This window comes from Flavobacterium sp. Root420, from assembly GCF_001427905.1.
In the GTDB taxonomy this organism is placed as follows: domain Bacteria; phylum Bacteroidota; class Bacteroidia; order Flavobacteriales; family Flavobacteriaceae; genus Flavobacterium.
In genome coordinates this window covers 345,123-370,611 of the sequence record NZ_LMEF01000030.1, presented here as the reverse complement: position 1 = coordinate 370,611, position 25,489 = coordinate 345,123, and the positions used below count along the sequence as shown (strand labels likewise).

The following is a 25,489-nucleotide window of genomic DNA, read 5'->3' as shown; positions in this document are numbered from 1 at the left end:
AATAAAACTTAATCTAAAAGGAATGAGCCCGATACAATATCGAGCTCATTATTATCAAATTTAATTATAAATTCGTCTAAACTTTTGGGTGCAGTTCAATTCAAGGGCTTTTTCTTTTATCTAATTCTGTCTGAATCTTCATTGATGTTTTTCTCTTTAAATTTGGTTTCTTTTACCTTTCCAAAAGAATATCGTATTGCTATTGAAATCTCATGATTATCGACGACATATCTTGCTTTAGAAGTAATACTATTGACAGTAAATTGTTCTGTCCGAATATTGTTTTTAAAAACATTATTACAGCTTAAAGTGCAATTCCAATTTTTAGAGAAGTTTTTTGAAACCGCCATATCTACTACAAACATCGGATCAGTTTCAAAAACACCAGTGTATTGCTTTGTTAATCCCCAAAAAATCAAAACAAAAGAATAGTCTTTTGGAAGTTTAAATTCGTTATTGGAGCTATAATAGCAATATGGTTTTGATGCCAGTAATGCTGCAGATTTATCTTCAATTTTTTCTAAAAGAAAAACCAAAGAATTGGTAGTTGTCCAAAATTTGTAGGTGAACGGCAAAGTGAAATCGACTGTAAATCCAGAACTTTTATCAAAATTTATATCCTGAAAAGTCATTATATTTTTTTCATCATCAAACGAAAAACTGCTGTAGACAGGATCTTTGGCGTAAGTATAACTCAATTTAACCGATTTATCATCATATTGAAAAGTGGTCGAAATTTCGTCAATTATAGTTGGTCCTAAATTAATATTTCTTGCATATAAAAAATAAGGATTAATATAGGTCGATCCCTGACTTAACGAAGAATAATTAGGTCGCGAAATACTTTTTATATAATTTACACTAATACTTTTTGTGCTATCAATAGGATATGTAAACTGAGCCTTTGGAAAAAAATTCGTATAATTTTTAGCAATCAACGGCAATAAATCGGTTTTAAACTTTCCGTTTATATTAGTGTTTTCCATACGAAATCCGACAGAGAAATCGATCTTTTTAATTTTTCCGGAAAGTTGACTGTAGCCGGCTAAATTCTCTTCTTTAAAATCATAATGACTTATTTTATTGGTATTGTTTTCATAATAAAAGATGTCAAAATCAGATTTTGAATTTGCGCCAGAATACAGTCCGCCTACTTCAAATTTCATTTCATTTTTCAGCTTTTTTTCAATATCAATCCTGCCCGAAAAAACATTGACTTTAAACCTCTGATCCCGAATCTGGGCCAATTCAAATTGAGTATCATTAAAATTATTTTGAACCTCACTCCACGAAGTCTGATCAAAATCAGAAAATTGAAATCCAGTAAAAAGCTGTGTATCTATTGACTTTATTTTTTTATTATAATTAAAAAAAGAGTTTACAAAGTTCTTTTTACCATCATTATCACTATACGTCACCACATTATTTACAACATCCTGGTTTTTATTTTTTGTTATTGTATTGATAGGAAAAATGTCCGTCTGCAATTTACTATTTACATTAAATGAAAAATAATCGTCGTCATTTATTTTGTAGAGAAAACTACCTCCAAAAATATATTGCTTTCTTTTTGTATTCGCCGTAACATCATATTTTGAAGCAATATCTGCATCAGAAATCTGATAATCGATACTATGGCCTTCCCATGGATTCAATCTATTGTAATTAAAATTAGCTTTGAGCTCCAGTTTGTTTTTTTTGAAATTAGAATTAAATCCCAGATAATTATTGTAATTTTTTTTAAACGAAGCAACCTCAGAAATCTCCGTTCTAAAACTGTCTTTTTTACTAAACTTTCGGGTAATCAAAATTACAACACGTCCTTCAGCTTCATATTTAGCAGACGGATTCTGAATAATTTCAATTGTTTTAATATCAGCCACAGCCAAAGTATTTAAATCGTTCATACCGACCTTTTGATTGTCAATATAAATCAATGGATTTCCTTTTCCCACAACCGAAATACTTTCCCGATCAGCACTCACCTGAACCGTTGGCATTTTGGACAACAAATCAACTGTATTTGGGATTGCATTGTACATCGAATTGGCAACATCTAATTTTATATTCCCGTTTTGATTCGAAAATGATTTTTTATTTTGAGTGATAACAACTTCGTTCAGGTTATTCGAAATGCTATCTTTTGATGTTTTATTCTGGGCATTTCCCAAAAGAGAAAAACAAAATAACAACAGGATTATAAAAAGTTTTAGAGGCAAATAAACATTCATTTTAAAAAGATTTTTGATTTAAATTGAATGCAAAAGTGCTTCTAAAAACAGGTTGCGAAAGTTAATTGAAGGTTAATGCGGGGTTAATATCTAAATTATATCATAAAAGCTTTATTTTTGGGATGAGAAATTAGCCCACCGATTACTGATCATCGTACGTTAATTTCACGCAGATTATGCAGATTGAAGCAGATTTAAAAAGATCAATTTTAATCTGCTAAAATCATTTTAAATCTGCGTGAAAAAATAAAGAAATCCGTTTAATCCGCTTCATCCGCGGCCCAAAAATAATGAAACAAAGAATCAATTTATTAATAGCATTTTCAGTTGTTGCACTGATCGTTTTGTCGACGGTACAATGCTATTTGGTAAAAACCACTTATGATTATAAAGTGGCTCAGTTTCATACGGAAATCAAAAATGAAATTGCTCAGATTTCTAATAATTACAGTGATATCGATTCGGTTATTGTTTCGAAAAAAGAAGCACTTTACAAACAATTATCAGAGAACTATCTTAAGGGAAAAACCAGTAAGATCGATATCAAAAAAGCTATTCTTGAAAGTGAATTTAGCGATGTGTTAACGCAGAAAATCAAACGAAAATTTGAAAGAGATTTGCCCAACCTGAAAATTGATTTTGCAATTGTACTGAACAAATATATTTTGTATCAAAATGCTCAAAAAGCAGATACCATTTTCTCTGAAAAACCTTTTATTCAGAACAAATTATATGGCAATTTAATATCTTTAAATCACGCCTTTTTAGTTCGGAATTATGTTGGAACCACCAACGGGACTTTTGAAAATCAGGATTATAAATTATTGACAGAAGATTCGATGTACGTTTCGGTCATTGACTGGGAAATGATTATTTTAAGACGAATGACATTCGTTTTGATCTTGTCCTTACTTTCAATTTTAACCCTGATAACTCTTTTTGTAATTGCCATAAAAGCTTTAATCAAACAGAAAAAAGTGAGCGATGTTAAAACTGATTTCATCAATAATATTACGCACGAACTCAAAACGCCTTTGGCTACTTTGAGTATTTCGACTAAAATTTTAGAACAAAAAAACATTCGTGAAAACGATGAAAATTTTAATGCCATTATCAATACGATTTCGCGTCAAAATAATCGACTTCAAAATTTGATTGATCAGGTTATGGCAAATTCATTGGCAGAAAATGAAATCGAATTACAGAAAGAAAAAATAGAAACCGAATATTTTCTGCTTTCCATTGTAAATGATTTTAAAATTACATTTCCGAAAATTAATCTCAAAACCGATTTTCAAACTCAGAAAACAATTTTGATTTTAGATAAATTCCATCTGACAACCGCTTTTTTAAATGTTTTGGAAAATGCTGTAAAATATGGCTCTACAACTATTACAATAAAAACCAGAATTATAGAAAATCAATTTTCTATAAGTATTGAAGATGACGGAATCGGAATTGAAAAGAACAAACAATCACTTCTTTTTGATAAGTTTTATCGCGTACAACAAGGAAACCAGCACAATACAAAAGGCCTGGGTCTAGGACTTTATTACGTTAATCAGATTATAAAAGCACATCAGGGCTCTGTTAACGTTGTGAGTGACTTAGGAAAAGGAACACAGTTTACTATTTTATTAAAAGTTTAATTACCTTATTTTGAAAAAATTACTTTTAGCTGAAGACGATTTTGACTTTGCTGCCATTTTAAAACAATATTTAGAACTGCATGAATTCGAAGTAATCTGGGCAGAAAATGGAGAAATAGCTTTAGACTATTTTAAAAACCAAACTTTTGATATTTGTGTTTTTGATGTAATGATGCCCAAAATGGACGGATTTTCACTGGCCGAAAAAATAATTACAATCAATCCCGAAGTTCCATTTATTTTTCTAACGGCACGAAAGTTAAAAGAAGACAAAATCATTGGATTAAAACTAGGTGCAGATGACTATATCATAAAACCTTTTGAAGTCGACGAACTGATTTTGCGTTTGCAGAATATTCTAAAGAGAATCGAACAAAAAAGAAGTCTGGACGGAAATAATATAATTGAAATTGGTTCTTATATTTTTGATAATGAAAGATTAACTCTCAATAATAAAAACCACGTCCAGCAGCTTACAGAAATGGAAGCTTCTCTTATTGAGTATCTATATCTAAACCATAATCAGTTATTAAAGAGAGATCAGATTTTAATGTCAGTTTGGAAAAAAGACGACTATTTCTCCGGGCGAAGTATGGATGTTTTTATCAGCAGGCTTAGAAAATATTTTAATTCAGATCCAAAAATCAAAATTGAAAGTGTCCGTAATATTGGTTTGGAATTTAAAATAGAAAAGCCCTGATGAATCAGAGCTTTCAAAATATTTATTAAAGAAAATTAGTTTCCGATTACCCATCCTAAAGTAAAGTTTATAAGTGGTACAAATTCCGTATCATACTTATCAAAATTTACTCCCGGACCTGCACTAAATTCCAGATTAAACTTTCTTTTGTAAGTACGCTGAAATCCCCAAAGCGCTCCTATTGTAAAGGAAGGAACCGATTCTCTATAATTATCATTTGTCGAAATAGATTCAAAATTATAAGCCGCATTTAAGGCAAGATAATTTCCCGAATTAAAAGCTGTTCTCTTTCCTTTTGCAGCTCTTTTTTCAAGATTGTAATAATGACGAAATTGTTCAACGATTTGTGGAAAAAAAGCAAAATTTGAATCGTAAGAATTCGCTGAAAATCCTAAACCTAAACTTGCTTCAGAGTACAAAGTATTTTTAGAATCAAAACCATGTTCATAAACGAAGCCTGGTAAAAACATATTAATCTTGAATTGATTTTTTTGAACAGCTGTAACTGGTTCATCTTGTGCCTGAACGGCATTAAAAAAAAGAACAGCTAGAAATAAGAACACGTAATTTTTCTTCATTTTGGTTTTTAAATTGGTTGTGACAAAAATAGTATTTAAACAATACAACCTATAAAAAACAAAATAATTTCTTACAGATAAATTCAACACAAATTTTTACTGCAAATCATATAAGCTTCATAAGTAATTGTATAACAGTTTACACGCTTTTAGAAGGTAAATTTGATATGAATCTTAAAAACATAAATCATGAACCTTAAAAGACTTTTTGGAGCAGTGCTTACCATTCTGGGAATTGTGGGCCTTATTTACACCGCAGTAATTTTTGCTGATACTTCAGGAGGAACGCGAGATATTAAATCACTTATTATTTACGGAATCCTTGGAATCGTTTTCTTTACATCCGGAATCAGTTTAGTTCGAACTACAAAAGACGAATCATAGTATTTTATTACATTAATGCTATTGTAATCTTTTCATAAAGAGGAGTTTTTACGCCATATTTTAAGCCTTCGTTGACTACAAATTGTGTCAACGAAGTTACTTCTGTTTTTCTGCCTGCCAATAAATCCCTGTGCATAGATGAAGTTGCTTCTTTAGGCGATTTTTCAAGCTTGACAATCGTTTGATTGACAATATCTTTTGGCAATTGCAAACCTTTTGCTTTGGCAACCGCTTCAATTTCATGAAGCAATTCTATATAAACTTTCATCGATTTCTTGTTCTTTTGCACCTCTCCTATATTTTGATTCAAATAAGAAGTTACTGATGCCAATGCCGAGATGAAAATAAATTTCTCCCAAACGATTTCCTCAATATTTTCAACCAAATAACTTTCGATTTTAGCTTTTTGGAAGATACTTTGCAATTCTTCTAATTTAGCATTTGAAGCCGTTTTCGAACCAAAAAATAACTTTTCATAAAAGCCTATTTTTCTAATCGTTCCCGGCGAAGCAATCATCGAAATAATATATACGCAACCTTGTAAAACCTCATTATTAGGAAATATTTTCTCGATACGTTCAGGCGCATCAACCCCATTGTATAACGGAAGAATTATAGTTGTCTGAGTAATACATTTTTGCAGTGAAAGCAAACTTTCTCTAATATCGTAAGTTTTTGTAGCACAAATTAAATAATCTAAAGCACCAATTTCATCCGGATTATTTGAAACCAATTTTGGATGAACTATAATCTCATTCTCATCGGTAATGATTTTTAGTCCGCTATCTGCAATTGCCTTTTGGGTTTCACCACGGGCAATAAAAATAACCTCAACCTCGTCCGACTTAAAATAAGCTTTCGCTAAAAGTCCACCGAAATATCCTCCTACACCTCCCAGTCCTAAAATCCCAATTCGTTTCATAAATTCCAATCTTTAAATTCCAAATTCCAAAGCAACTACAAAGTTTGTCATTGAGAGGAACGAAGCAACCACACTAACAATTGATCCTGCAAATGAGATTGCCTCGTTCCTCGCAATGACAAAAAAATCCGCGTCATCCGCGTGCCAAAACTATTCCTCCAAAACAGGCTCTAAATTCAGCTCCGTAAAATCATGTTCCGTTTTCGAAATGATAATCGTTGCGACTGTATTTCCAATCAAATTTGTAATCGCTCTTGCTTCACTCATAAATTTATCAACTCCTAATAAAAAAGCCAAACCTTCCACCGGAATTTTATGGATCGCTGTCAAAGTCGAGGCCAAAACTATAAATCCACTTCCGGTAACGCCTGCCGCACCTTTTGAAGTAATCATCAAAATCCCGATTACACTGAGAATTTCAGCAAAACTCAAATGCACATCATACAATTGAGCCAGAAATATAACCGACATCGACAAATAAATCGAAGTTCCATCCAAATTAAAAGAATAACCAGTTGGAATTACTAAGCCTACGACCGATTTACTGCAACCCATTTGTTCCAGTTTCACCATAATACTAGGCAGCGCCGCTTCTGAAGATGATGTTCCAAGAACCAATAAAAGTTCTTCTTTAATGTATTTTAAAATAGAAAGGATACTGATTTTATAATATCTCAAAATTGTTCCTAAAATCAGGAACACGAACAAAGCCATAGTCAGATAAACGCAAAGCATCAATTTTCCAAGTGGAATTAATGTTTCTAATCCGAATTTTCCAATCGTATAGGCCATTCCTCCAAAAGCACCAATTGGAGCCAAATACATAACATATTTTAATCCTGTAAAAACTACTTTTGAGAAACGTTCTAAAACCAAAATTGTCTGTTCTCTTTTTTGATAGAAATTCAACGCAATGCCGCAAACGATCGCAGCTAATAAAACTTGTAGCGTAAAATTAGAAAGGAAAAACTGTAGCCACGAAAAGTTCTCCGCAGCATGATTCGTATACTTACTTGCATCCTGCAAGGCCAAACCAGATTTGTCAATTTTGCCAGGTTGAAAGAAATAGGCAACACCAACTCCAATAGCCAATGAAATGGTCGAAACTACTTCAAAATAGAGTAAAGCTTTCACACCAATTCGGCCCACTTTTTTCAAATTCCCCATTCCGGAAATTCCCAAAACAATAGTCAGAAAGATAATTGGCCCGATAAATAGTTTGATAATATCAACAAATGTTTTTCCAACGATTTCCATTTTCACACCATTTTCGGGCGAAAAATGTCCGAGTAAAACACCGGCAATTATGGCAATCAAAACCCAAAAAGTAAGATTAGTAATTATAGAATGAAACGTGCTTTTCTTAATTTTAGGAGAAGAATTTGGAGTAGGTATATTCATGAATTTGATTTAGAGCTTTCACAAATATATAAAAAATGCAGACCTATAAGCCGGATTCTGTCCCTGATAAATCAGGGCCTTATCATTTATCTAGATCCAGCATTACTACTGGACTCGAGCTACCTACCCTTCAACAACGGACGAGAAGCCCTTAAATGCTGATATACTTGGTATTTCACCGCATAGAGTTTACCTGGTTTCACTACAGCATTACCTGTACATACTTTCTGTTGCACTTGTCCTTGTCCCGAAGAATCGGGACCGACGGGTGTTACCCGCTATGCTTCTCTGTGGTGTCCGGACTTTCCTCCCCCCAACGAATTGAGCGACGATAAGGCGGTCTGCGGTGCAAAAGTAGCGATTTATCAATGAAGAATCCAGCATTTAAATTTCCGTTTTTTATAAATTTTTCATAACAATTTAATTTTAAATTGGTTACCTTTAAAATCCTTAATTTTTAAATCAATTATCATGACAAGAATGTATCACTACGCAACTGTTTCAAAAGCTTTAGATCAACTTCATGAAAAAGGATTTACATGTGATTTTAATCTGAACTCGGACATGATTAAAAAAAATCCTGAAAAATTTGAAATTGTACATGTGTATCGATACGAAGGGGAATCAGATCCAGGCGATGAGGCAGTTGTATACGGAATTAAATCGAATTCGGGCAAAAAGGGCGTTTATGTAGCAGGTTTCTCCGCCGACTCCGATCAGGAAACCGCAAAATTTTTATTTGATTTGAGTATAAAGGGAAGGTGATAATTAGCCGCTGAGTTAAAATTTTAATTTTATACTCAGCGGCTTAATAATAGTTAATTTGTTATTTCCAAACGATCAATTTTTCCATCTTTGAATTCGAAATGATATTTTAGAACAATTGGGCTTCCTTCAAAATTTCCTGTAACTTTTGTCGTCAGAATGTCTGTTTCAAATGCTAAAGTTTCAAGTTGAGTCTGATACATTTCACTGGTTTTTTCATTCCATTTCTCTATTTCATTTTGACCTTTGTGTGTTTCATTTTCATCAAAAACTAAAGCCGTTTCTGAAAAACATGCCGCATACGCTTTACTATCAAAATTTGACTGAGCTGCCAGCAAATCTGAAATTATATTGGGTAAATTCATCTTTATATTTTTTATTGGGTTATTAAATTAAATCGTAGGAATCGTTCCGCCATCAATAACAAATTCGGTTCCCGTTAAATAATTAGCTCTTGGCGAAACCAGAAAACCAACTAATTCTGCTACTTCTTCAGGTTGTGCTGGCCGTCCAAAAGGAATTCCGCCTAAAGCATTCATAACACTTTCAGTAGCTTCTTCAACAGTACCATTTGAACTTTCTGCAATTCTTTCCATCATTCTGACCGATGATGTTGTCATGATCCATCCCGGTGATACCGTCAATACACGAACACCTTTTGACGAAACCTCATTAGATAAACTTTTGCTGTAATTAATTAATCCTGCTTTTGCCGACGCATAAGGCAAAGTAGCATCATACAAAGGTAATCTTCCCTGAATAGAGGCGATATGAATAATAACACCTGACTTCTGTTGGATCATCTCAGGTAAAAAACCACGATCTAAGCGTACCGGAGCAAACAGATTGGCCTGAAAAGTTTTTTCCCAATCTTCATCTGTCAACACCTTAAAACCTCCACCTGGAGTTTCGGAACTTCCCAGATTATTAACGAGAATATCCAATTTACCGAAAGCTGCTTTTACTTCTCCAATTACTTTTTCGGTACCTTCTGACGTACTCAAATCAGCAGCAATAAAATGCATATTGCTATTTTCAATTTCAGGTTTGTTTCTTGCGGTGATAATAACTGTTGCACCTGCTCGCCATAATCTTTCAGCAATCGCTCTTCCTGTCCCCTTTGTACCTCCGGTTATCAAAGCAATTTTACCTGATAACTCATTATTAAAATTAAAATCTTTTTCCATTTATTTTTTTTTTATTAGACAAAGTTCGGCAGTATGATTGGTTCGTACAATTACGGAAAACCGAATTGCATACGGATAAATTTTTCCCCTATTGTGCAGTTTAGAACATTACGTTATTTTTGTATATATGTATGAAAGAAAAATTCCTTTGAACTTAAATTGTGGTCTTGACCTGATCGGCGAGGTCCTTTACGGCAAATGGAAAATCCGTTTGCTGTGGTTTATCAATGAGGGATTTCAAAGGCCGAGTGAGCTACAGCGAAAAATTCCCGATGCTTCCAGAAGAGTTTTAAACATTCAGCTGAAAGAACTAGAACAGCATGAATTAGTTTCTAAGATCATTTATGCGCAGATACCTCCAAAAGTAGAATATAACCTAACAGATTTTGGAAAAACAATAATACCTATACTTGCTGCTTTAGGCAATTGGGGAGATGAAAATCAGGATCGTTTAAGAACTGCAATTTTAAAAGATTCTTTAACTGATCGTTTGTAAAGTTAATTTTACCGCAAAGCACGCAAAGAATTTTTATCATTGTGTTTGCAATTGACTTTATAAATTCGCAAAGTTGTTGGTTATGTACTTTGCATAAACCCTAGCACACCTTGTGGTTAAAACAAAAAAGTCCATCATAAAATGACAGACTTTCAAAACAACTCGCAACTAAATTACGAAGTTGGTATCTTCAGTTTCCACCCTGGCTGAATCAGGTCTGGATTTTTAATTATATCCTTATTGGCTTCAAAAATATCCTGCCAGGAAACCCCATATTCTTTTCCTATTTTTGATAGAGAATCTCCGCTTTTCACTGTATATTCTGTAGTTGTTCCTTCTGCCACTTCAATATTCATCACCACATCAGCTGATCTGTAATCTGGATCTAATGTTCCGTAGCTATCCCAAAGTTTTTCTTTATCATCTGCAGATTTTGCTGTACCATCAATGTACAATACATTATCCTGCTCTCTTACCTGCAAATTTGCTATACCCAAAGTAGAAGCTAAGTTTGTTAACTCTCTATATTTATCTTGTAAACTCATAACCTTATTCTTTAATAGTTAATTTGTTATCTACCTTTTTAGGTTTTAATTCCTGTACACTCTGAATTAGCGGAGCCAATTGGCTTCTTTTAATTTCGCCTGAAAGCGTTACAACACCTCCTACAACAGTAGCACTCACGCCATCATATGCTTTTACGACTTTACCAACCGATTTATCTAAATCAGCATCTGAATTAATTATAACAGCCGCTGCCGGAGGTTCTACATTAGGAACCGGAATTTGACAGTTGTTCACTACTGTTTTTACTCCTTTAACCGCTTTAACAGTACGCTCAATATTCTTTTTGAAAGCATCATCATCGCAAGTTCCCACAATAGTGGCAACACCTTCATGAACGGTGACTTGTACACTTGGCGTGTTTAGTTTTTCGTTAACTTCTTTTTGAATATCTGCATCCTTAGGAGCACACGCCACTAAAGAAAAAGCAAAACTCATTCCCAATAAAATAGATCTGATTTTCATAATGATATTTTTTAGTTTTTTAACCTCTTAAAGTTAAAGAATTAAATATCAATATTTTACAAAATAACGTTATGAGATTTATATATTTTCCAGTTTAATTAGTTTGCAGTCGCAGTCGCAGTTTTCAGTGCATGAGACTGTAAACCGTGACTGTAAACTGCGACTGCGACTGAAAACTAATCCAAGTAATCAGGAGGAAACATTTGCTGTCCGTATTTTTTAAAAAGGAAATTCATTTTTTCTTCCGTTTCACTTTCTGTATTTGAAGAAGCTGTTTCAAGATACTCAGCGATTTCTCCAAATAAATCATCTAAGCCGGCTGGTGTTACAGTGCACAAAAGTTTGGCCGGTTCGTTGGAAAGATTTTTAAATCCGTGTACAATTCCACCTTTCGGGATATTTATAAAAGAACCTTTCTTCGCCACATAACTTCCTGATTCTGATTTAAAGGAAACCTCGCCTTCCAATACAAAAAAAGTTTCTGCAAAATCAGCATGCGAATGCGGATTGGGTCCCGCGCCTGAAGGAACCGACATTTCTATTACGGCATATTCTCCGTCGGTTTGTTTTCCAGAGATTATGATTCGATAATTCCCTCCAGCTATTTTAAGTTTTCGGCCTTCGGATTCGTTGACAGTTATGATTGGGTTTGGATTTTTCATTTTTTCGAATTGTTTTTACTTAATACAGTGACCTATTCATGCTGCTTCACATCATTATATTGCCAAAGCACATTTATTATTTTCCATTCTCCATTTTCCTTAACAATATGCATATAATCTATCCAGGCATCTGCTATTAATTTGACAGATGCTGTTCTGGCAGAAACATCTAATAACTTTACATCTTTTCTTGGATTTTTAGGAAACTTATCTCCTTTTACATTATAAGTTTCAGCAAGAATGATCATATTCTCTGCAAAGTATTCTGATACAAAATCTTTCTGGGCAGTCTTGTTTCTAAAAACCGATCTTTTTACCAAACGAGGATGCAAGGCGCTTTCCATCAATTTTGGATTCGGAGTATGCTGCGATTCAATATAAGCTAAAGCAACACGCTTGATATTAAGTGAATCCTGAGCTGTTTGTGCGTAAAATTTAAAAGAACAGAATACAATTGTAATTATTAAGAAATATTTTTTCATAAAAATTTAAGGATTGAATCATTAATATATAATTGCTTTCTTCATTTTAACTTCCTAATTTACCATAACGTTGTTGTTCAGAAAAATATATGATTATCGTTTTACCATTCTTTTTGTACGGATAAAACAATTCATAAGTTCCGTCGCTGGCACTATATCTTAACTCGTTACTATTCTTATCAAATATTGAATTTAAATATTCTCTTTCTTCTTTAGTAGTCTTATGAATATATCTTATTTTCTGAGGATGTATAGTATCCTTCAAATCCCTATCAAAATACTCATTAAAACCCAAATAAACTGGAGCTCCTTTAAGCGTATCCTTAACAATTACCGTTACACTTGGGAAATTTTTATCAGTTTCTGATAAAATTTTCAAAGTGTTTGCTGTCTCTTTAATATACGCTTCAGAAAAAGTATAATTTACCAATTTATCATTGTTTGCTTTATTGTTATCTACTATAGATTTTGCGGATTCAACCAACATTTTTTCTTTGTTGATTGAAGTCAAATAGTCCCCGCCAAAAAGAATTAAAGCCAATAATGGAAAAATCAAAAGCAAACTAACAAACTTTAATCTTTTAGTTTTTTGATTAATCACATCCAGATTATGTTTTTCAGCAATTCTGGTCAGATTAAACATAATATTAATAATTAAGGACCCAAACATAAGCGCAAGAATACCGAACACACTGAAATAGAAGGTTTCAGTCATATTCTCTCTAAAAACTTTTAATCCAAAAACCTGAATCATTATAAAAGTAAATACCCAATAAACTAATAAAAATATTGAAGTGATTCCGATAACGTTACTTAATTTAACTATTTGTTTTGCGTTCATTGGTTTAAGAGTGTTTGTTTTTTCAGTAAAAAAGGACTTTGTTTCGGATTAAAAATAGTACATTTTTTATTACAAATAACACATCTAAAATCCATTTTCTGTACCAAAAAAAGATTATTATTGTATTAAAATATCTATTCGATGAAGTTAAAATACATTTTAGTTTTACTATTCTTTTGTTTCTATAATTATTCCTTTTCCTGTGATTGTCCTCCTCATAAAAAGGAATCAATGGTTGAGAAAGGACTCGGGAATGCTAATATTGTTTTTTATGGTGAATTAATTAAAATAGATACTATCCAAAAAACATATGTTTTTAGAATAATTGAACTTTTTAAAGGAAATTATTCCTTTAAAATAATTCATGGCAAAAGTTTAAAAAATAATTGTGAGATAGATCCTTTTAAAAAAGATTTGTGGATTGTATATGGTAATTTAAATGAAGATAAAACTATAAGTCTTAGTTATTGTTTACCAACTCAAACAATGGAAATTCCCGCAGGATTTGCACCACCAATACCATATTACAATGTTTACGGAAGGAAAATCACAAAACTAGATTCATTACAAAATGATATAGATAATTTGAAAATGAGAAATGAAACTCTTTCAACTTTTTTTTATCAATTGGAAAAACTAAGAGTTTACAAAAATTCTCAAAATACAATTTCTAAAAAAGAAAAAGAAGATCTAAAAATGGCGACCTATGCTAATTACGTTATCATTTCTTTGATTGTCAATATCGTATTATTTATAATTTTAATCTTTGTTCTACTTAAAAGAAAAGATAAATAGAATTGTTAATGATTTTCAACTTAGTTGCTTTTACGACTTTTGTTTAAAATCATGAATTCCATACGCATTAATTCTTCCCTTAATTCTGTAAAGCATTCCGAAAATAACATAACCTTCTAATTTCTAAGCAAATGTACTTTTACAAAAAATAGAATTTATGATACATCAATTAAAACCTTCTATATTAGTCGAAACGCCGCTAGGAACAGGTCAGACTATTTTTTCTTATTGATTACGGAATGCATCAGAATACTTGTTGGGTTGTAGCTTTGCAAGAAAGCGGAATCATAAAACATTTCGACTGCAACGATGTGATTCTTTCTACGAATTATACTTAATGGAATGAATATTAGGGAAAATAATTTTAAAGATCAAAAAGAGCAATCTGTATAATTCGGTTTATTTTTTTTAGGATAGTTTTGACCTAATTAAAACTTTGCGTTCACAAGCTGGTCGCGTGCTCCAGCGAGGGATTATAATTTAGTATGTACTAATGACAATAATAATCAATTTTCCTTTCTATAATACTTTGTATAACTCCTTCGCTGGTATATATTTTTTTGACCCAGTTAGAGAATTTATCGAATACCGTATCAACATTAACTACAGTAATGATTTCTTCTCCCTGTTTAAAAAAATTACTTTTTGATTTGTAAGTAACCTGTTTAGAATTTTTAAAAGTTTTATAATAACTATCAATTTCTTTCTGACCAACGTAGATATTAATATTAAGAGATAAAGAATCTTTTGAAGTCCATGTCGAACTCGACTTTTTTAAATACCCCCTATCATACTCCTCTACAATTTTTAAGTCAAAATTTTTATTTTTTATTTTTTTTGTAACTTCTTTCATAGAATATCTGGGGCTTATTTTTACAACTATTGTAGTATCCTTATCTTTCTTGTGTTCATATAAGGTTTGTCTTTCGGGGTAGAATGATAATTTATAACCATCATTTGATTCACTTGTAACTAATGTTTCTCCTGAATCATTTTCTACATTGTGATATAAATCTTCAATCATTTGGTTTTGCATGTCGTATTTATAAACCCTAAAATCTTGCAAAGTATCATTTATATAGTGCTCTTGTTTGGTTACAATATTTTTGGTAAATCTGTTTATATATTTTTCTTTATAATTTTCATCCCTATTAATTTTTGTTGAATCCGGAAACTCAGAATTACCGCTAAAATACTGGTTTACGAAAACCAAATTCGAGGTGGCAGTATTTCTCCATATATTTTTAATTCTTTCAAGCGCATCAAATTCTATTACTCTCCATGAATCCATTGTTGATTTATCATAGAGTTTTAATAATTGAACTTTTCCCTTTTTTGAAAAAGAAACTTCAGAAGTAGTACGAATAGAATCAATTTTAGTATTAACTCTATTTAATGTTAAAGCTTTTATAGCAATTTTTTTTACACAACCTTTAAAATCTATAGATTCCGGGATTATTAGTGCCTTATTGATTTCATTATTTTGACTAAAAACAATTCCATTAACCATCAACAAACAAATCAATATTATTTTTTTCATTTCTTTTCTTTTTACAATAAACAAGTTATAGTTTAAGCAGTTAAAAATAGTGCTTTTTTACTACAAAAAAACTTATCTTAAATTTTGGTCAGATTTAATCAAATTTGAAATTTATACGATAACCTTTAATAAAAAACATGTTACTTTCTGATATTCAAAACACTTAAAATCTTTCATTTTTTAAATTTTTAAATCATTAAATTATACCCTATATTTGCTATCGAATAAAAAAGAATATGGAACAATTTGTAGTATCGGCTCGTAAATATCGCCCACAGACCTTTAAGGATGTTGTAGGCCAGAAAGCCATTACCAACACTTTGCTAAATGCTATCGAAAGCAATCACCTTGCTTCTGCCCTTTTATTCACAGGACCGCGTGGAGTTGGAAAAACGACCTGTGCGCGTATCTTGGCCCGTAAAATAAATCAGCCTGGATATGACGATCCAAATGAAGATTTTGCTTTTAACGTTTTTGAGTTAGATGCGGCTTCAAACAACTCGGTTGATGATATTCGTAGTCTGATTGATCAGGTTAGAATTCCACCACAAACCGGGCAATACAAAGTCTATATTATTGACGAGGTTCATATGTTGTCTTCGGCTGCTTTTAATGCTTTTTTGAAAACATTAGAAGAACCGCCAAAGCATGCTATTTTCATTTTAGCAACAACAGAGAAACATAAAATTATTCCAACGATTTTATCTCGTTGCCAGATATTCGATTTCAAGAGAATTACTGTAAAAGATGCTAAAGAACATTTAGCTGATGTTGCACAAAGTCAGGGAATCAATTTTGAAGACGATGCTTTGCACATTATTGCTCAAAAAGCAGATGGTGCCATGCGTGATGCTTTATCTATTTTTGACCGTGTGGTTTCGTACTGCGGAACTAATTTAACACGTCAGGCCGTAACTGAAAACCTAAACGTTTTAGATTACGAAACCTATATCAGCATTACCGATTTACTTTTAGAGAATAAGATTCCGGATCTTTTATTGGCTTACAATGATATTCTGGCAAAAGGTTTTGACGGACATCATTTTATTGCCGGTCTGGCTTCGCACTTTAGAGATTTATTAGTTAGCAAAACTCCCGCAACTTTAAGTTTGCTTGAAGTAGGTGAACAAGCGCAACAAATGTATGGTGTTCAGGCTCAAAAATGTTCGCAAGACTTTTTATTAAAAGGGATTGACATTGCCAACGATTGTGATTTAAAATATAAACTAAGCCAGAATCAGCGTCTTTTGGTCGAATTATGTCTGATGCAATTAGCCTCTATCAACTTTGATGGAGAAAAAAAAAAGTTGAGCAATTCATAATTCCCCCTACTTATTTTAAAAACGGAGGGTATTCTATTGTAGAAATTCCAAATTTAAAATCCCAAATTCCAAACCAAACAGCTAACGCTGAAACTTCAAATGATAAAGTCCAAATTCCAAATTTGGAAAGTGGAAATATCAATACTTCTGCTGAAGCCGTAAATGTTGACGTTCAAAAAGCGATTGAAAATCCTGTTGCTGAAGTTGAAAATCAAAATGCTTCGGACGAAAATCAGCCTAAAAAAGTTTCTGCTTTTTCTCTTGCGAGCATTCGTGCGAAAAAGGAAATGGAAGAGAAGAATAGATCTTACGTAAAACCTTCCTCGGTTTTGCCTACAGAAGATTTTACAGAAACCGAAATGTTAGTGCAATGGAATAAGTACGCACAACGCCTGGGTGATAAAGGTCATAAAATTATGGAATCGTTATTATTAATTAACGATCCAAAATTAAACGGTACCGTAATTACACTCGAATTACCAAACGAAGGTTCTAAACTAGATTTTGAAGGTCAGATTAATGGGCTTTTAGGACATTTAAAAGGACACTTGCACAATCACGATATTACAATTGAACTTATTGTAAATGAAGCAATAGAAACCAAAAGAAGTTTTAACGATCAGGATCGCTACAATCGTTTGTTGGAAATCAACCCAAATATTGAACTTTTGCGTTCAACTTTTGGATTGGATTTACTTGGTTAGTTTTTTTACCACTACATTTTTTATTTATTTCGTAATCCGAAATCATAGACTTTTTTTAGCCATTTTTCTCTTTGAGAATCATTAGCCGTTTTTATAATTCCGATATAACTAACTTTTACGGGTTTTACACCACAAAATTCTAAAGTCGATTTTTTAAGTTGATTGATGCTTGGCCTTCCAAAAAACAATCTGTAATACCAGCCAGGCTGATCTAAAGTTGTGATAATATGTGCTGTTTTCCCTTTTAAAAGTTTATCCCACCAAACTGAGTTTTCGCGGTATTGAAACGCCATTCCCGGTAAAAACAATCGATCAATAAACCCTTTTGTAATGGCAGGCAAACCTCCCCACCAAACAGGATGAATCCAGACTAAGTGATCTGCGTTTTGAATTTTTTCCCAGGACTTTAGTAAGTCAGGTTCCAGTTCTGTTCGCTTTTGATAACCAAATTGTAGATTTGGACTAAATTGTAATTCGGCAATAGTGATGGTTTCCACTTGAGAGCCTGAAGCAACTGCGCCTTTTTGGTACGAATCTGCAATACCAAAATTGAAACTTGCCGGATTAGGATGACCATTTATTATCAGTATTTTTTTCATGATTTGAGTTTTTACAAAAATACCATTTCCCCTAAAAAATAATACCAGACAAATGTCCTATAAAATAGCTTTACGAATGCGGCTTAAATGTCTTGGAGTCACACCTAGGTAGGATGCTAAATATTGAAGCGGAATAAGCTGAATGTATTTTTGATGATTTTGATAAAGCTCTTTATAACGTTGCGATCCGGATAATTTCTGAAAAGAAATCATTCTTTTTTGAAGCGTTACATATTCGATTTCAGTTAATTTTCGCCCAATTTCCTGCCAATGAATTCCTAGTTTATAAAGCTTCTCTAAACTTTCACGGCTTATGATCTGTAATTCTGTATCGGCTAATGCCTGAATGTTTTCTTCGGCAGCATTTTGCGTTATAAAACTTGAAAATGAAGCCATAAATTCATTTTCAAAAGCAAAACAATTGGTGATTTCATCGCCTTGATGATTGAAAAAATACGATCGTAAAATTCCTTTTTTGATAAAATAAATTTCATTACAAACCTGGTTTTCTTTCAATAGAATTTCCCCTTTTTTCAGTTTTCGAAAAGTAATTAAATCATCTAACTGATCTAATTCATTTTGAGGTAAAACATGAATAGATTGAAAAATAGATTTCATTATGAGGATAAATTAATTTTTGGAAAAAGCTCTTTCAATTCTTTTATCGGGAATAAGCCATAACATCGATACAGTAAAATAAGCTGCGCCTGAAATCCATTCATTGTAAAATGAAGCAATTATTCCAACAAGGTATAAAATAGAAGAAGCATGTCCTTTTAAGTCCCGACCTATAACTTTGGCCAGCAATGAATTTTCACCTTCATTAATTATTATAATTCGCTGTAGAATAAAATAAGATATTGAACATAATAGCAAAACAACGCCGTACAAAGTCATTGAAGCTTTAGCAAAATTGTGTTCTCCCATCCAGCCTGTTGCAACCGGAATTAAAGACAGCCAAAAAAGTAAGTGCAAATTTGCCCAAAGGATTTTGCCGTTCATTTTGGTCAAACTATGTATTAAATAATGGTGATTGTTCCAGTAAATTCCAATATAAATAAAACTCAGAATATAACTTAGAAATTTAGGAATAAGCGGTTTTAAATCGGCGAACTCTTCCCCGTGAGGTACTTTAATTTCTAAGATCATTATAGTTATAATGATTGCTAAAACACCATCACTAAAAGCTTCAAGTCTGGTTTTATTCATTTTGTATAGTTTTAAAAAGTTTGCCACGAATTGCACTAATTTTCACTAATTTTTATTTTTTTAATTAAATAGTAATTCGTGAAAATTAGTGAAGTTCGTGGCAAAAATAAATTTAAATTTTACCGTAATACATTGCTTTTACGATACCATCAGAAAGTCCGATTTTTGGAACGTAAATTTGGCGCGCTCCACTCCATTTCATCGCATTTAGGTAAATACGGGTTGCGTGGATAATTACGTCGGCACGGTCAGAGTTTAATCCTAATTCGGCGATTCTTTGTTCGTATGTCAATGAATTTAAAAAGGCGTATTGTGAATTGATATAAATGTATGAAAGCGGTTTTTCCTGTTGTTTTCCAGACATTTTAAACAATTTATTGATGTTTCCGCCAGAACCAATCAGCGTTACTTCTTCATAATCTGCAGTGTTGGTTTTAATCCATTTTTCGATTTCATCCCAAACGACATCGCAAACCATATCATTTAACAAACGAACTGTTCCTGCTTTGAAAGATCTTGAATTGATCATTTTTCCGTCAGAGAACAAAGTAAATTCGGTACTTCCACCGCCCACATCTACAAACAAATAGGTTTCGTCTGTTTTTAATAAATGATGCAAATCTGTAGAAGCGATAATGGCCGCTTCTTTTTTACCATCAATAATTTCGATTTTTATGTCGGCTTTTTTCTTAATCAAAGCGACAACTTCTTTGGCATTATAAGCTTCACGCATTGCCGAAGTAGCAAACGCCATATAACGCTCTACTTTATGTACTTTCATCAAAAGGTTGAATGCTTTCATGGCATCGACCATTCGATCTATATTTTCTTCTGAAATTTCACCTACAGTAAAGGCATCTTGTCCCAAACGAATTGGTACACGAACAAGGGAACTTTTATTAAATTGTGGTTCTTTGCCTTCTTGTTCTACAACATTCGATATCAGTAGCCTCATGGCATTTGAACCGATATCTATTGCTGCATATTTTTTTATTTTAATCATGCTCACTTATGATTTGAAATTGATTTTGGTTTTTATTAATTTATTTTCTGCGGAACCTCTTCTAATACCGCAATCTTATTTTGGTAATATTTATAGGTTTCAAGCTGAGCTCTAAATGGGGCATGATGATTTCGAGGTTTGTATTTATTATCTAATTTATAGGAATGGTATCTCACTTTAACATTCCCTTTCCATGCAATATTAAAATTGTCAATTAGTTCTTTTTTAATTTCCAAATCATAAATCGGGCAGGTAACTTCAACTCTTCCGTCGAGATTTCTGGTCATAAAATCGGCCGAGGAAATATATACTTCGGTTAAACCGGCATTTCCAAAAATATAAACTCTTGAATGCTCCAGGTAATTATCAACTATACTTATAGCTTCGATGTTTTCGCTCATTCCCGGAATTCCCGGAATCAATGAGCAAATTCCTCTCACCTGCAACTGAATTTTTACTCCGGCATTGCTTGCTTCGTATAATTTATCGATCATTTTAAAATCAGATAAACTATTCATTTTTAATTTGATATGTGTTTTTCTACCTGCCAATGCGTGCAGAATTTCACGATCTATCAATTTGATGAATTTGGTCCTTGTATAATGTGGCGATACAATTAAATGTTTGTATCGGTGTACTCTATAATTAATATCAAAGAATTCGAATATTTTAGAAATGTCTTTCAAAATCCCCTGATGGCAGGTAAACAACGTAACATCAGTATAAATTTTCGCCGTTGATTCGTTGAAATTTCCGGTTGAAATAAATCCGTAACGTCTAGTTTTTTCGTCTTCAACTCTTTCGATCACACATATTTTACTGTGTACTTTCAAACCTTTAATTCCGAAAATAAGTTCGATGCCTTCTGTCTGCATTTGCTCGGCATACGAAATATTTGTTGCCTCATCAAAACGCGCCTGAAGTTCGATTTGAACGGTTACTTTTTTACCATTTTTAGCCGCATTAATCAAAGAACTGATAATCTGCGAATTCTTTGCCAAACGATACAAAGTAATTTTTATACTGGTTACTTGTGGATCCAGGGCAGCTTCACGCAAAAATTTCGTCAAATAAGAAAATGACTGGTAAGGAGCATGAAGTAAATAATCTTTTTTATTGATTTTCTCCAATATACTTCCGCCTAAACTTAAACCAGGAATAGGCAATGGTTCGTTTGGCTTATAGAGCAAATCGTATCTTCCTAAATTTGGAAAATTCATATAATCACGACGATTATGGTATCTTCCTCCCGGAATAATACTATCTGTCTCGACAATTTTCATTTTATCCAAAAAGAAACGCAAAGTATCTTCTTCAATTAAATTATCATAAATGAAACGAACTGGCTCTCCAATTCTTCTGTCTTTTACTGAAGTTGCAATTTTTTCGAGCATACTTTTACTCAAATCACTATCGATATCCAACTGGGCATCTCTGGTAATTTTGATCATATGTGCCGAAACGCTCTTATAATCGAAAATGTTAAAAATGTTCTTTAGATTATATCTAATTACATCATCAATCAAAATAACATAATGTTTATCATCATCCGATGGCAACACTACGAATCTATTTATAGTTTTAGGAATTTCGATAATCGCATAACGAACTTCTTCATTTTTGTTCATCTCCAATCGCACGGCTAAATACCCTAATGTATCTTTAAGAATTGGGAATTCTGCCAAATCATTTAAGATAATAGTCACTAATTCGGGACTTAATTTCTGAATAAAAAAGTCTTTTAGAAACCTTTCCTGATCTTGCGTAATTTGACTTTCGTTGATAATGAATATGTTTTCAGCTTCAAGCTCAGCTTCAATATTACTTAAAATACGAAGACTTTCAGATTGTTGCTGAATAACGATTTCTGTAATATCCTTTACTAACTGATGGGCAGAAACACCACCTAAATATTTTTCGCCAGAAATTCCTGAAAGGCTTAATCTACGGATTGCGGCATACCGAACTCTAAAAAATTCATCTAAATTGTTCGAAAAAATTCCAACAAAACGCAACCTGTCTAAAAGTGGAACCGTGTTATCTGCTGCTTCCTGAAGCACTCTTGCATTAAACGCTAACCAACTTTTTTCTCTATCGATATATTTCTGTTCGTACACTTTATTTATTTTAAATCTTTGGGGAAAATTGTTTTATGGGTTTTGCCTTTATTTATGTTATCCCAGGTTTCACTATCAAATCGCAGTGATACAAAACCTGAAGTTGGAACGTTTTCAATAAAAACATCCCCAAATTTATTAACAAAATTTGTAATAGCCTCGTTATGTCCAAAAAGAATAACGCTTTCGAAACTATTATCACATGATTTAATAACCTTTTCGAGCTGTTTATCATCAAAAGTATAAAGATCGTCTTTATAAACGATACTCTCAATAGGGTATGAAATATTTTGGGCAAAAATAAGAGCGGTTTCTGATGCTCTTGCTGCGGTACTACTCCATATGATATAGGTTTTAGGAAGAAATTTTGAAATATTTGTTGATACATCATGCGCATCTAAAATTCCTCTTTTCATTAGAGGTCTGTCAAAGTCTTTTAATGGTGCTTCCCAACTTGATTTAGCATGGCGTATTAAGATTAAATTTTTCATAGACTGAAGTATTTAGAAAACATCAAAAAAGAAGTTCTGAATTATTGAAGTTCTAATTTACAAAAGAAATTTTAATAGTTCTCACTTTTTTATTTCTGTTAACATTTGATCAAAAATTTTAACAAGAAAAAGTTAGGAGCAGAATTGATTAAAATTAAAAAAACAAAAACAATCATTTAAAAAAACGTGTACTTCATCTATTAAACTATTCACTTAATCGATTATTCAAATTAATAAATTTTTAACTAAATACTTGATTATTAATGATTTATAATATTAAAAAAAATACTATTTATAATAAAAAATCAAAAAAATACAGCTTTTTTATTTGTTATAAATGACATTAAAAATTCCTTTTTTGATCATTATTTAACAAAAAAAAGTCATTTCAACGAGTTTTTAGGTTAGTTACAGAGAAAAAAAATCAAAATAAAAGAGTGTATATAACTTTGATTCTGTTAAAATTTAGCAGATCTCAACGAAACAAAATCCAAAGTTATGAGAACTAAAACTACTCTGATTATAGCTGTAAAATTTGTAAACAATTGTAAGTATATTTTTTCTTGCAAAAAAAATATCTTGCAAAAAAACATTTTTTCAATACTGTTCTGTATCATCATACTTATTTCATTTGAACAAGCCGCGCCTCTCAATCTTAATCTAAAAATTGAAAGCAACAGCAGTAATAAAATTTCGACTTCTTTAGATGTCTACAGCAATCCAAATATACTAAACGTTGCACTTATTAGGCCTTTTACAGATTCTTTTAAAAGCACGATAACGGAATTTAGTATTGCTTTTCAATATAATTCTAACGATTCTTTCACTATTTAATTCATTTCATTTTATAAAGTATTAAAAGGAATATACTCTTAATCGAAAACAGGAAAAGTCATTTCAAACATTAGTTCCTTTTTAATACCGATCGATAATTTTAATCACAAATAAAGCTGATTAAAAAAATAGAAGTCTCATAATAAAAGTATTAAAGTTTAAAAATTAGAGATTATGAAAAACATTACTTCTTCTTTAAAAAATATCAGTATTAAAGGCGTTTTGATAGCGTTACTTTTAATATTTATTACAAATGGCTATTCTCAAAATACATATGATGGAGATTACTGCCCAGGACCCGGTGCTATTGGTGATGAATATGCAACTGGAACTGTTTATAGCACGCTATTATTAGCAAGCCCTTCTTCAACGTGTCAAATTGGAACGATTCACGCTAAGGTTGATACTCAAAATCAAGTATTAAGATTAGGTATGGACATTGGTAATGGTGGTTCGGCACTTTTTAGATTGTACTTAGATACCAATAATAATCCTTTAAACGGATTAACATCGGATTCCTTTGGAGGTACCATTAGTGTAGCTGGTGCTGAATATATCTTAGAAATTAATTCTAACGGAAGTGGTTTTACTTTATATACAGGAAATGGAAGTGTTAAAACGCAAACTAACATTATCCCTCCGGGTCTTGCTGTTCAGGCTGGTAATGCCAATTGTAATTCTGGTGCTACATTTTTAGAGTTTAATATTCCTTTTGGAAGTTTGGGAATTAACATTTGTGATCCAAATAACCCTGGTATAATCAATGTTACAAAATTAGCCTCTGTTAGTGGTAACTCACCTAATTCAAGTCAATGTATTAATACTCCACTTACTTTTGGAATTCCACTAAAAGGAACAGTTGGACCAAGCTCAACTATTTGTTCAGGAGCCAGTAGCGCTTTAACAATAACTGGTCTTACTGCTAATTCTACTGTCAGTAAATGGCAATCATCTGTTGCTCCATTTTCAGTGTGGGTAGATATCCCGAATACCACAGGTTTAACAGCTTATAATACAGGTAATTTAACAGTAACCACAAAATTCAGAGCAATATTTTCTAATTCAGGTCTATGCTCTGGAAATGATATTGCTACAAGTGAAGCAACCGTAACGGTAAATGCTCCTACTGATTGCTCTATTACTGGTACTACTGGTCCTGTATGTTTGTCTTCTTCTAATAACTATATGGCTCCAGCCAATATGACTACCTATGCGTGGTCTTTGCCTGCAGCAACTGCAAATGGTGCCACAATCACATCTGCTTCAAATGCACAAAACGTAACTGTTTTAGCTGGTTCTACTTGTAATACAACGTTTAAATTAGTATTAACTACTACTTTAAATGGATGCAGTTCTACTTGTGAAAAAATAGTTACTGTTAACGACACAACAGCACCAACCTGGATAACTGCATCGACAGCTTTGAATGTTACTTTACAGTGCAGCGATACTGCCGGGTTAGCAACTGCCCAAAATCAGGCACCTGTTGCAACTGATAATTGTGCAGGAACTGTAACCTATACCAAAACCAGCGGAGTATTTGTGGCT

Annotated in this window: 27 protein-coding genes and 1 other RNA gene; 9 read left to right on the top strand and 19 right to left on the bottom strand. The window is 32.4% G+C overall.

Features of this window, described 5'->3' with window-relative positions; translation table 11 throughout:
• Window positions 1-116 precede the first annotated feature (116 nt).
• The gene (locus ASC72_RS19035; protein WP_056194514.1) at window positions 117-2,231 is read right to left on the bottom strand and encodes an outer membrane beta-barrel family protein; all 2,115 of its coding nucleotides are present in this window, start codon (window positions 2,229-2,231) and stop codon (window positions 117-119) included.
• 290 nt (window positions 2,232-2,521) lie between these two features.
• Here ASC72_RS19035 and ASC72_RS19030 point away from each other — a divergent pair, with 290 nt between their 5' ends.
• Together ASC72_RS19030 and ASC72_RS19025 are read left to right on the top strand one after the other, a co-directional pair.
• Entirely contained in the window at window positions 2,522-3,880 is a 1,359-nt protein-coding gene (locus ASC72_RS19030) for a sensor histidine kinase KdpD (RefSeq protein ID WP_056194509.1), read from the top strand.
• A gap of 10 nt (window positions 3,881-3,890) precedes the next feature.
• The gene (locus ASC72_RS19025) at window positions 3,891-4,580 is read left to right on the top strand and encodes a response regulator transcription factor (RefSeq protein ID WP_056194506.1); all 690 of its coding nucleotides are present in this window, start codon (window positions 3,891-3,893) and stop codon (window positions 4,578-4,580) included.
• 35 nt (window positions 4,581-4,615) lie between these two features.
• Here ASC72_RS19025 and ASC72_RS19020 read toward each other — a convergent pair whose 3' ends face one another.
• Entirely contained in the window at window positions 4,616-5,158 is a 543-nt protein-coding gene (locus tag ASC72_RS19020; RefSeq protein WP_056194572.1) for a DUF3575 domain-containing protein, read from the bottom strand.
• A gap of 189 nt (window positions 5,159-5,347) precedes the next feature.
• On the opposite strand from ASC72_RS19020, the gene ASC72_RS19015 reads away from it, so the two are divergent.
• A complete protein-coding gene (locus ASC72_RS19015) occupies window positions 5,348-5,542 on the top strand; it encodes a hypothetical protein (RefSeq protein WP_056194502.1) in 195 nt (64 codons plus the stop codon).
• 7 nt (window positions 5,543-5,549) lie between these two features.
• Here ASC72_RS19015 and ASC72_RS19010 read toward each other — a convergent pair whose 3' ends face one another.
• From ASC72_RS19010 to rnpB, 3 genes are all read right to left on the bottom strand, one after another.
• Window positions 5,550-6,464, bottom strand: a complete 915-nt coding sequence (locus tag ASC72_RS19010; RefSeq protein ID WP_056194499.1) for a ketopantoate reductase family protein — start codon at window positions 6,462-6,464, stop codon at window positions 5,550-5,552.
• 150 nt (window positions 6,465-6,614) lie between these two features.
• Window positions 6,615-7,865 (bottom strand): cation:dicarboxylate symporter family transporter, encoded by a 1,251-nt coding sequence (locus ASC72_RS19005; protein WP_056194496.1) that lies wholly within the window; start codon window positions 7,863-7,865, stop codon window positions 6,615-6,617.
• A gap of 30 nt (window positions 7,866-7,895) precedes the next feature.
• An RNA gene (rnpB, locus tag ASC72_RS19040) (RNase P RNA component class A) lies at window positions 7,896-8,213 on the bottom strand.
• A gap of 123 nt (window positions 8,214-8,336) precedes the next feature.
• Between rnpB and ASC72_RS19000 the strand changes: the two genes are divergently transcribed.
• A complete protein-coding gene (locus ASC72_RS19000; RefSeq protein WP_056194495.1) occupies window positions 8,337-8,630 on the top strand; it encodes a hypothetical protein in 294 nt (97 codons plus the stop codon).
• Window positions 8,631-8,683: 53 nt separating this feature from the next.
• Here the strand turns inward: ASC72_RS19000 and ASC72_RS18995 are convergent, their stop codons facing one another.
• Together ASC72_RS18995 and ASC72_RS18990 are read right to left on the bottom strand one after the other, a co-directional pair.
• Entirely contained in the window at window positions 8,684-8,995 is a 312-nt protein-coding gene (locus tag ASC72_RS18995) for a nuclear transport factor 2 family protein (protein ID WP_056194492.1), read from the bottom strand.
• Window positions 8,996-9,022: 27 nt separating this feature from the next.
• Window positions 9,023-9,817 (bottom strand): SDR family oxidoreductase, encoded by a 795-nt coding sequence (locus ASC72_RS18990; RefSeq protein WP_056194489.1) that lies wholly within the window; start codon window positions 9,815-9,817, stop codon window positions 9,023-9,025.
• 127 nt (window positions 9,818-9,944) lie between these two features.
• Between ASC72_RS18990 and ASC72_RS18985 the strand changes: the two genes are divergently transcribed.
• Window positions 9,945-10,313 (top strand): helix-turn-helix domain-containing protein, encoded by a 369-nt coding sequence (locus tag ASC72_RS18985; RefSeq protein WP_056194486.1) that lies wholly within the window; start codon window positions 9,945-9,947, stop codon window positions 10,311-10,313.
• A 173-nt stretch (window positions 10,314-10,486) separates the two neighbouring features.
• Here ASC72_RS18985 and ASC72_RS18980 read toward each other — a convergent pair whose 3' ends face one another.
• The 5 genes from ASC72_RS18980 to ASC72_RS18960 form a co-directional block, all read right to left on the bottom strand.
• Entirely contained in the window at window positions 10,487-10,858 is a 372-nt protein-coding gene (locus tag ASC72_RS18980) for a LysM peptidoglycan-binding domain-containing protein (RefSeq protein ID WP_056194483.1), read from the bottom strand.
• 4 nt (window positions 10,859-10,862) lie between these two features.
• Window positions 10,863-11,342, bottom strand: a complete 480-nt coding sequence (locus ASC72_RS18975; RefSeq protein WP_056194480.1) for a BON domain-containing protein — start codon at window positions 11,340-11,342, stop codon at window positions 10,863-10,865.
• A gap of 176 nt (window positions 11,343-11,518) precedes the next feature.
• Window positions 11,519-12,004 carry a cupin domain-containing protein gene (locus ASC72_RS18970; protein ID WP_056194477.1) on the bottom strand — a complete coding sequence of 162 codons (486 nt, stop codon included), beginning with the start codon at window positions 12,002-12,004 and terminating at the stop codon, window positions 11,519-11,521.
• Between the two features lie 32 nt (window positions 12,005-12,036).
• Window positions 12,037-12,486 carry a nuclear transport factor 2 family protein gene (locus tag ASC72_RS18965; RefSeq protein ID WP_056194473.1) on the bottom strand — a complete coding sequence of 150 codons (450 nt, stop codon included), beginning with the start codon at window positions 12,484-12,486 and terminating at the stop codon, window positions 12,037-12,039.
• A gap of 46 nt (window positions 12,487-12,532) precedes the next feature.
• Complete coding sequence (locus ASC72_RS18960) at window positions 12,533-13,327, bottom strand: hypothetical protein (RefSeq protein WP_056194471.1); 795 nt, start codon at window positions 13,325-13,327, stop codon at window positions 12,533-12,535.
• 231 nt (window positions 13,328-13,558) lie between these two features.
• Between ASC72_RS18960 and ASC72_RS18955 the strand changes: the two genes are divergently transcribed.
• Window positions 13,559-14,122, top strand: a complete 564-nt coding sequence (locus ASC72_RS18955; protein WP_056194467.1) for a hypothetical protein — start codon at window positions 13,559-13,561, stop codon at window positions 14,120-14,122.
• Between the two features lie 490 nt (window positions 14,123-14,612).
• Here the strand turns inward: ASC72_RS18955 and ASC72_RS18950 are convergent, their stop codons facing one another.
• Window positions 14,613-15,662 (bottom strand): hypothetical protein, encoded by a 1,050-nt coding sequence (locus ASC72_RS18950; RefSeq protein WP_131725840.1) that lies wholly within the window; start codon window positions 15,660-15,662, stop codon window positions 14,613-14,615.
• Window positions 15,663-15,898: 236 nt separating this feature from the next.
• Here ASC72_RS18950 and dnaX point away from each other — a divergent pair, with 236 nt between their 5' ends.
• Window positions 15,899-16,984 carry a DNA polymerase III subunit gamma/tau gene (dnaX, locus tag ASC72_RS18945; RefSeq protein ID WP_056194460.1) on the top strand — a complete coding sequence of 362 codons (1,086 nt, stop codon included), beginning with the start codon at window positions 15,899-15,901 and terminating at the stop codon, window positions 16,982-16,984.
• 122 nt (window positions 16,985-17,106) lie between these two features.
• Window positions 17,107-17,688, top strand: a complete 582-nt coding sequence (locus ASC72_RS24655) for a DNA polymerase III subunit gamma/tau (protein ID WP_241775758.1) — start codon at window positions 17,107-17,109, stop codon at window positions 17,686-17,688.
• A 20-nt stretch (window positions 17,689-17,708) separates the two neighbouring features.
• On the opposite strand, the gene ASC72_RS18935 is transcribed toward ASC72_RS24655, so the two are convergent.
• From ASC72_RS18935 to ASC72_RS18910, 6 genes are all read right to left on the bottom strand, one after another.
• Window positions 17,709-18,287, bottom strand: a complete 579-nt coding sequence (locus tag ASC72_RS18935) for an NAD(P)H-dependent oxidoreductase (protein ID WP_056194457.1) — start codon at window positions 18,285-18,287, stop codon at window positions 17,709-17,711.
• Window positions 18,288-18,344: 57 nt separating this feature from the next.
• Window positions 18,345-18,905 (bottom strand): Crp/Fnr family transcriptional regulator, encoded by a 561-nt coding sequence (locus tag ASC72_RS18930; RefSeq protein ID WP_056194454.1) that lies wholly within the window; start codon window positions 18,903-18,905, stop codon window positions 18,345-18,347.
• Window positions 18,906-18,917: 12 nt separating this feature from the next.
• Window positions 18,918-19,496, bottom strand: a complete 579-nt coding sequence (locus tag ASC72_RS18925) for a TMEM175 family protein (RefSeq protein ID WP_056194451.1) — start codon at window positions 19,494-19,496, stop codon at window positions 18,918-18,920.
• 112 nt (window positions 19,497-19,608) lie between these two features.
• Window positions 19,609-20,499, bottom strand: coding sequence for a Ppx/GppA phosphatase family protein (locus ASC72_RS18920; RefSeq protein WP_056194448.1), 891 nt, complete (start codon window positions 20,497-20,499; stop codon window positions 19,609-19,611).
• Between the two features lie 35 nt (window positions 20,500-20,534).
• Window positions 20,535-22,616, bottom strand: a complete 2,082-nt coding sequence (gene ppk1, locus ASC72_RS18915) for a polyphosphate kinase 1 (protein ID WP_056194446.1) — start codon at window positions 22,614-22,616, stop codon at window positions 20,535-20,537.
• A gap of 5 nt (window positions 22,617-22,621) precedes the next feature.
• Window positions 22,622-23,107: a histidine phosphatase family protein gene (locus ASC72_RS18910; protein WP_056194443.1), complete on the bottom strand. Its 486-nt coding sequence runs from the start codon at window positions 23,105-23,107 to the stop codon at window positions 22,622-22,624.
• A 1,008-nt stretch (window positions 23,108-24,115) separates the two neighbouring features.
• Between ASC72_RS18910 and ASC72_RS18900 the strand changes: the two genes are divergently transcribed.
• Window positions 24,116-25,489, top strand: a 1,374-nt coding sequence (locus ASC72_RS18900) for a hypothetical protein (RefSeq protein WP_198528525.1), incomplete at its 3' end; no start/stop codon positions are given.

What these genes read in the sequence shown, in the direction of transcription:
- ASC72_RS18910 (WP_056194443.1), bottom strand. Translation starts at nt 23,107, where the DNA reads ATGAAAAATTTAATCTTAATACGCCATGCTAAATCAAGTTGGGAAGCA.
- ASC72_RS18980 (WP_056194483.1), bottom strand. Translation starts at nt 10,858, where the DNA reads ATGAGTTTACAAGATAAATATAGAGAGTTAACAAACTTAGCTTCTACT.
- ASC72_RS19015 (WP_056194502.1), top strand. Translation starts at nt 5,348, where the DNA reads ATGAACCTTAAAAGACTTTTTGGAGCAGTGCTTACCATTCTGGGAATT.
- ASC72_RS18960 (WP_056194471.1), bottom strand. Translation starts at nt 13,327, where the DNA reads ATGAACGCAAAACAAATAGTTAAATTAAGTAACGTTATCGGAATCACT.
- ASC72_RS18925 (WP_056194451.1), bottom strand. Translation starts at nt 19,496, where the DNA reads ATGAATAAAACCAGACTTGAAGCTTTTAGTGATGGTGTTTTAGCAATC.
- ASC72_RS18990 (WP_056194489.1), bottom strand. Translation starts at nt 9,817, where the DNA reads ATGGAAAAAGATTTTAATTTTAATAATGAGTTATCAGGTAAAATTGCT.
- ASC72_RS19005 (WP_056194496.1), bottom strand. Translation starts at nt 7,865, where the DNA reads ATGAATATACCTACTCCAAATTCTTCTCCTAAAATTAAGAAAAGCACG.
- ASC72_RS18970 (WP_056194477.1), bottom strand. Translation starts at nt 12,004, where the DNA reads ATGAAAAATCCAAACCCAATCATAACTGTCAACGAATCCGAAGGCCGA.
- ASC72_RS19030 (WP_056194509.1), top strand. Translation starts at nt 2,522, where the DNA reads ATGAAACAAAGAATCAATTTATTAATAGCATTTTCAGTTGTTGCACTG.
- ASC72_RS18995 (WP_056194492.1), bottom strand. Translation starts at nt 8,995, where the DNA reads ATGAATTTACCCAATATAATTTCAGATTTGCTGGCAGCTCAGTCAAAT.
- ASC72_RS18985 (WP_056194486.1), top strand. Translation starts at nt 9,945, where the DNA reads ATGTATGAAAGAAAAATTCCTTTGAACTTAAATTGTGGTCTTGACCTG.
- ASC72_RS18950 (WP_131725840.1), bottom strand. Translation starts at nt 15,662, where the DNA reads ATGAAAAAAATAATATTGATTTGTTTGTTGATGGTTAATGGAATTGTT.
- ASC72_RS18965 (WP_056194473.1), bottom strand. Translation starts at nt 12,486, where the DNA reads ATGAAAAAATATTTCTTAATAATTACAATTGTATTCTGTTCTTTTAAA.
- dnaX (WP_056194460.1), top strand. Translation starts at nt 15,899, where the DNA reads ATGGAACAATTTGTAGTATCGGCTCGTAAATATCGCCCACAGACCTTT.
- ASC72_RS18955 (WP_056194467.1), top strand. Translation starts at nt 13,559, where the DNA reads ATGGTTGAGAAAGGACTCGGGAATGCTAATATTGTTTTTTATGGTGAA.
- ASC72_RS18935 (WP_056194457.1), bottom strand. Translation starts at nt 18,287, where the DNA reads ATGAAAAAAATACTGATAATAAATGGTCATCCTAATCCGGCAAGTTTC.
- ASC72_RS18930 (WP_056194454.1), bottom strand. Translation starts at nt 18,905, where the DNA reads ATGAAATCTATTTTTCAATCTATTCATGTTTTACCTCAAAATGAATTA.
- ASC72_RS19035 (WP_056194514.1), bottom strand. Translation starts at nt 2,231, where the DNA reads ATGAATGTTTATTTGCCTCTAAAACTTTTTATAATCCTGTTGTTATTT.
- ASC72_RS18920 (WP_056194448.1), bottom strand. Translation starts at nt 20,499, where the DNA reads ATGATTAAAATAAAAAAATATGCAGCAATAGATATCGGTTCAAATGCC.
- ASC72_RS19000 (WP_056194495.1), top strand. Translation starts at nt 8,337, where the DNA reads ATGACAAGAATGTATCACTACGCAACTGTTTCAAAAGCTTTAGATCAA.
- ASC72_RS18975 (WP_056194480.1), bottom strand. Translation starts at nt 11,342, where the DNA reads ATGAAAATCAGATCTATTTTATTGGGAATGAGTTTTGCTTTTTCTTTA.
- ASC72_RS19010 (WP_056194499.1), bottom strand. Translation starts at nt 6,464, where the DNA reads ATGAAACGAATTGGGATTTTAGGACTGGGAGGTGTAGGAGGATATTTC.
- ASC72_RS19020 (WP_056194572.1), bottom strand. Translation starts at nt 5,158, where the DNA reads ATGAAGAAAAATTACGTGTTCTTATTTCTAGCTGTTCTTTTTTTTAAT.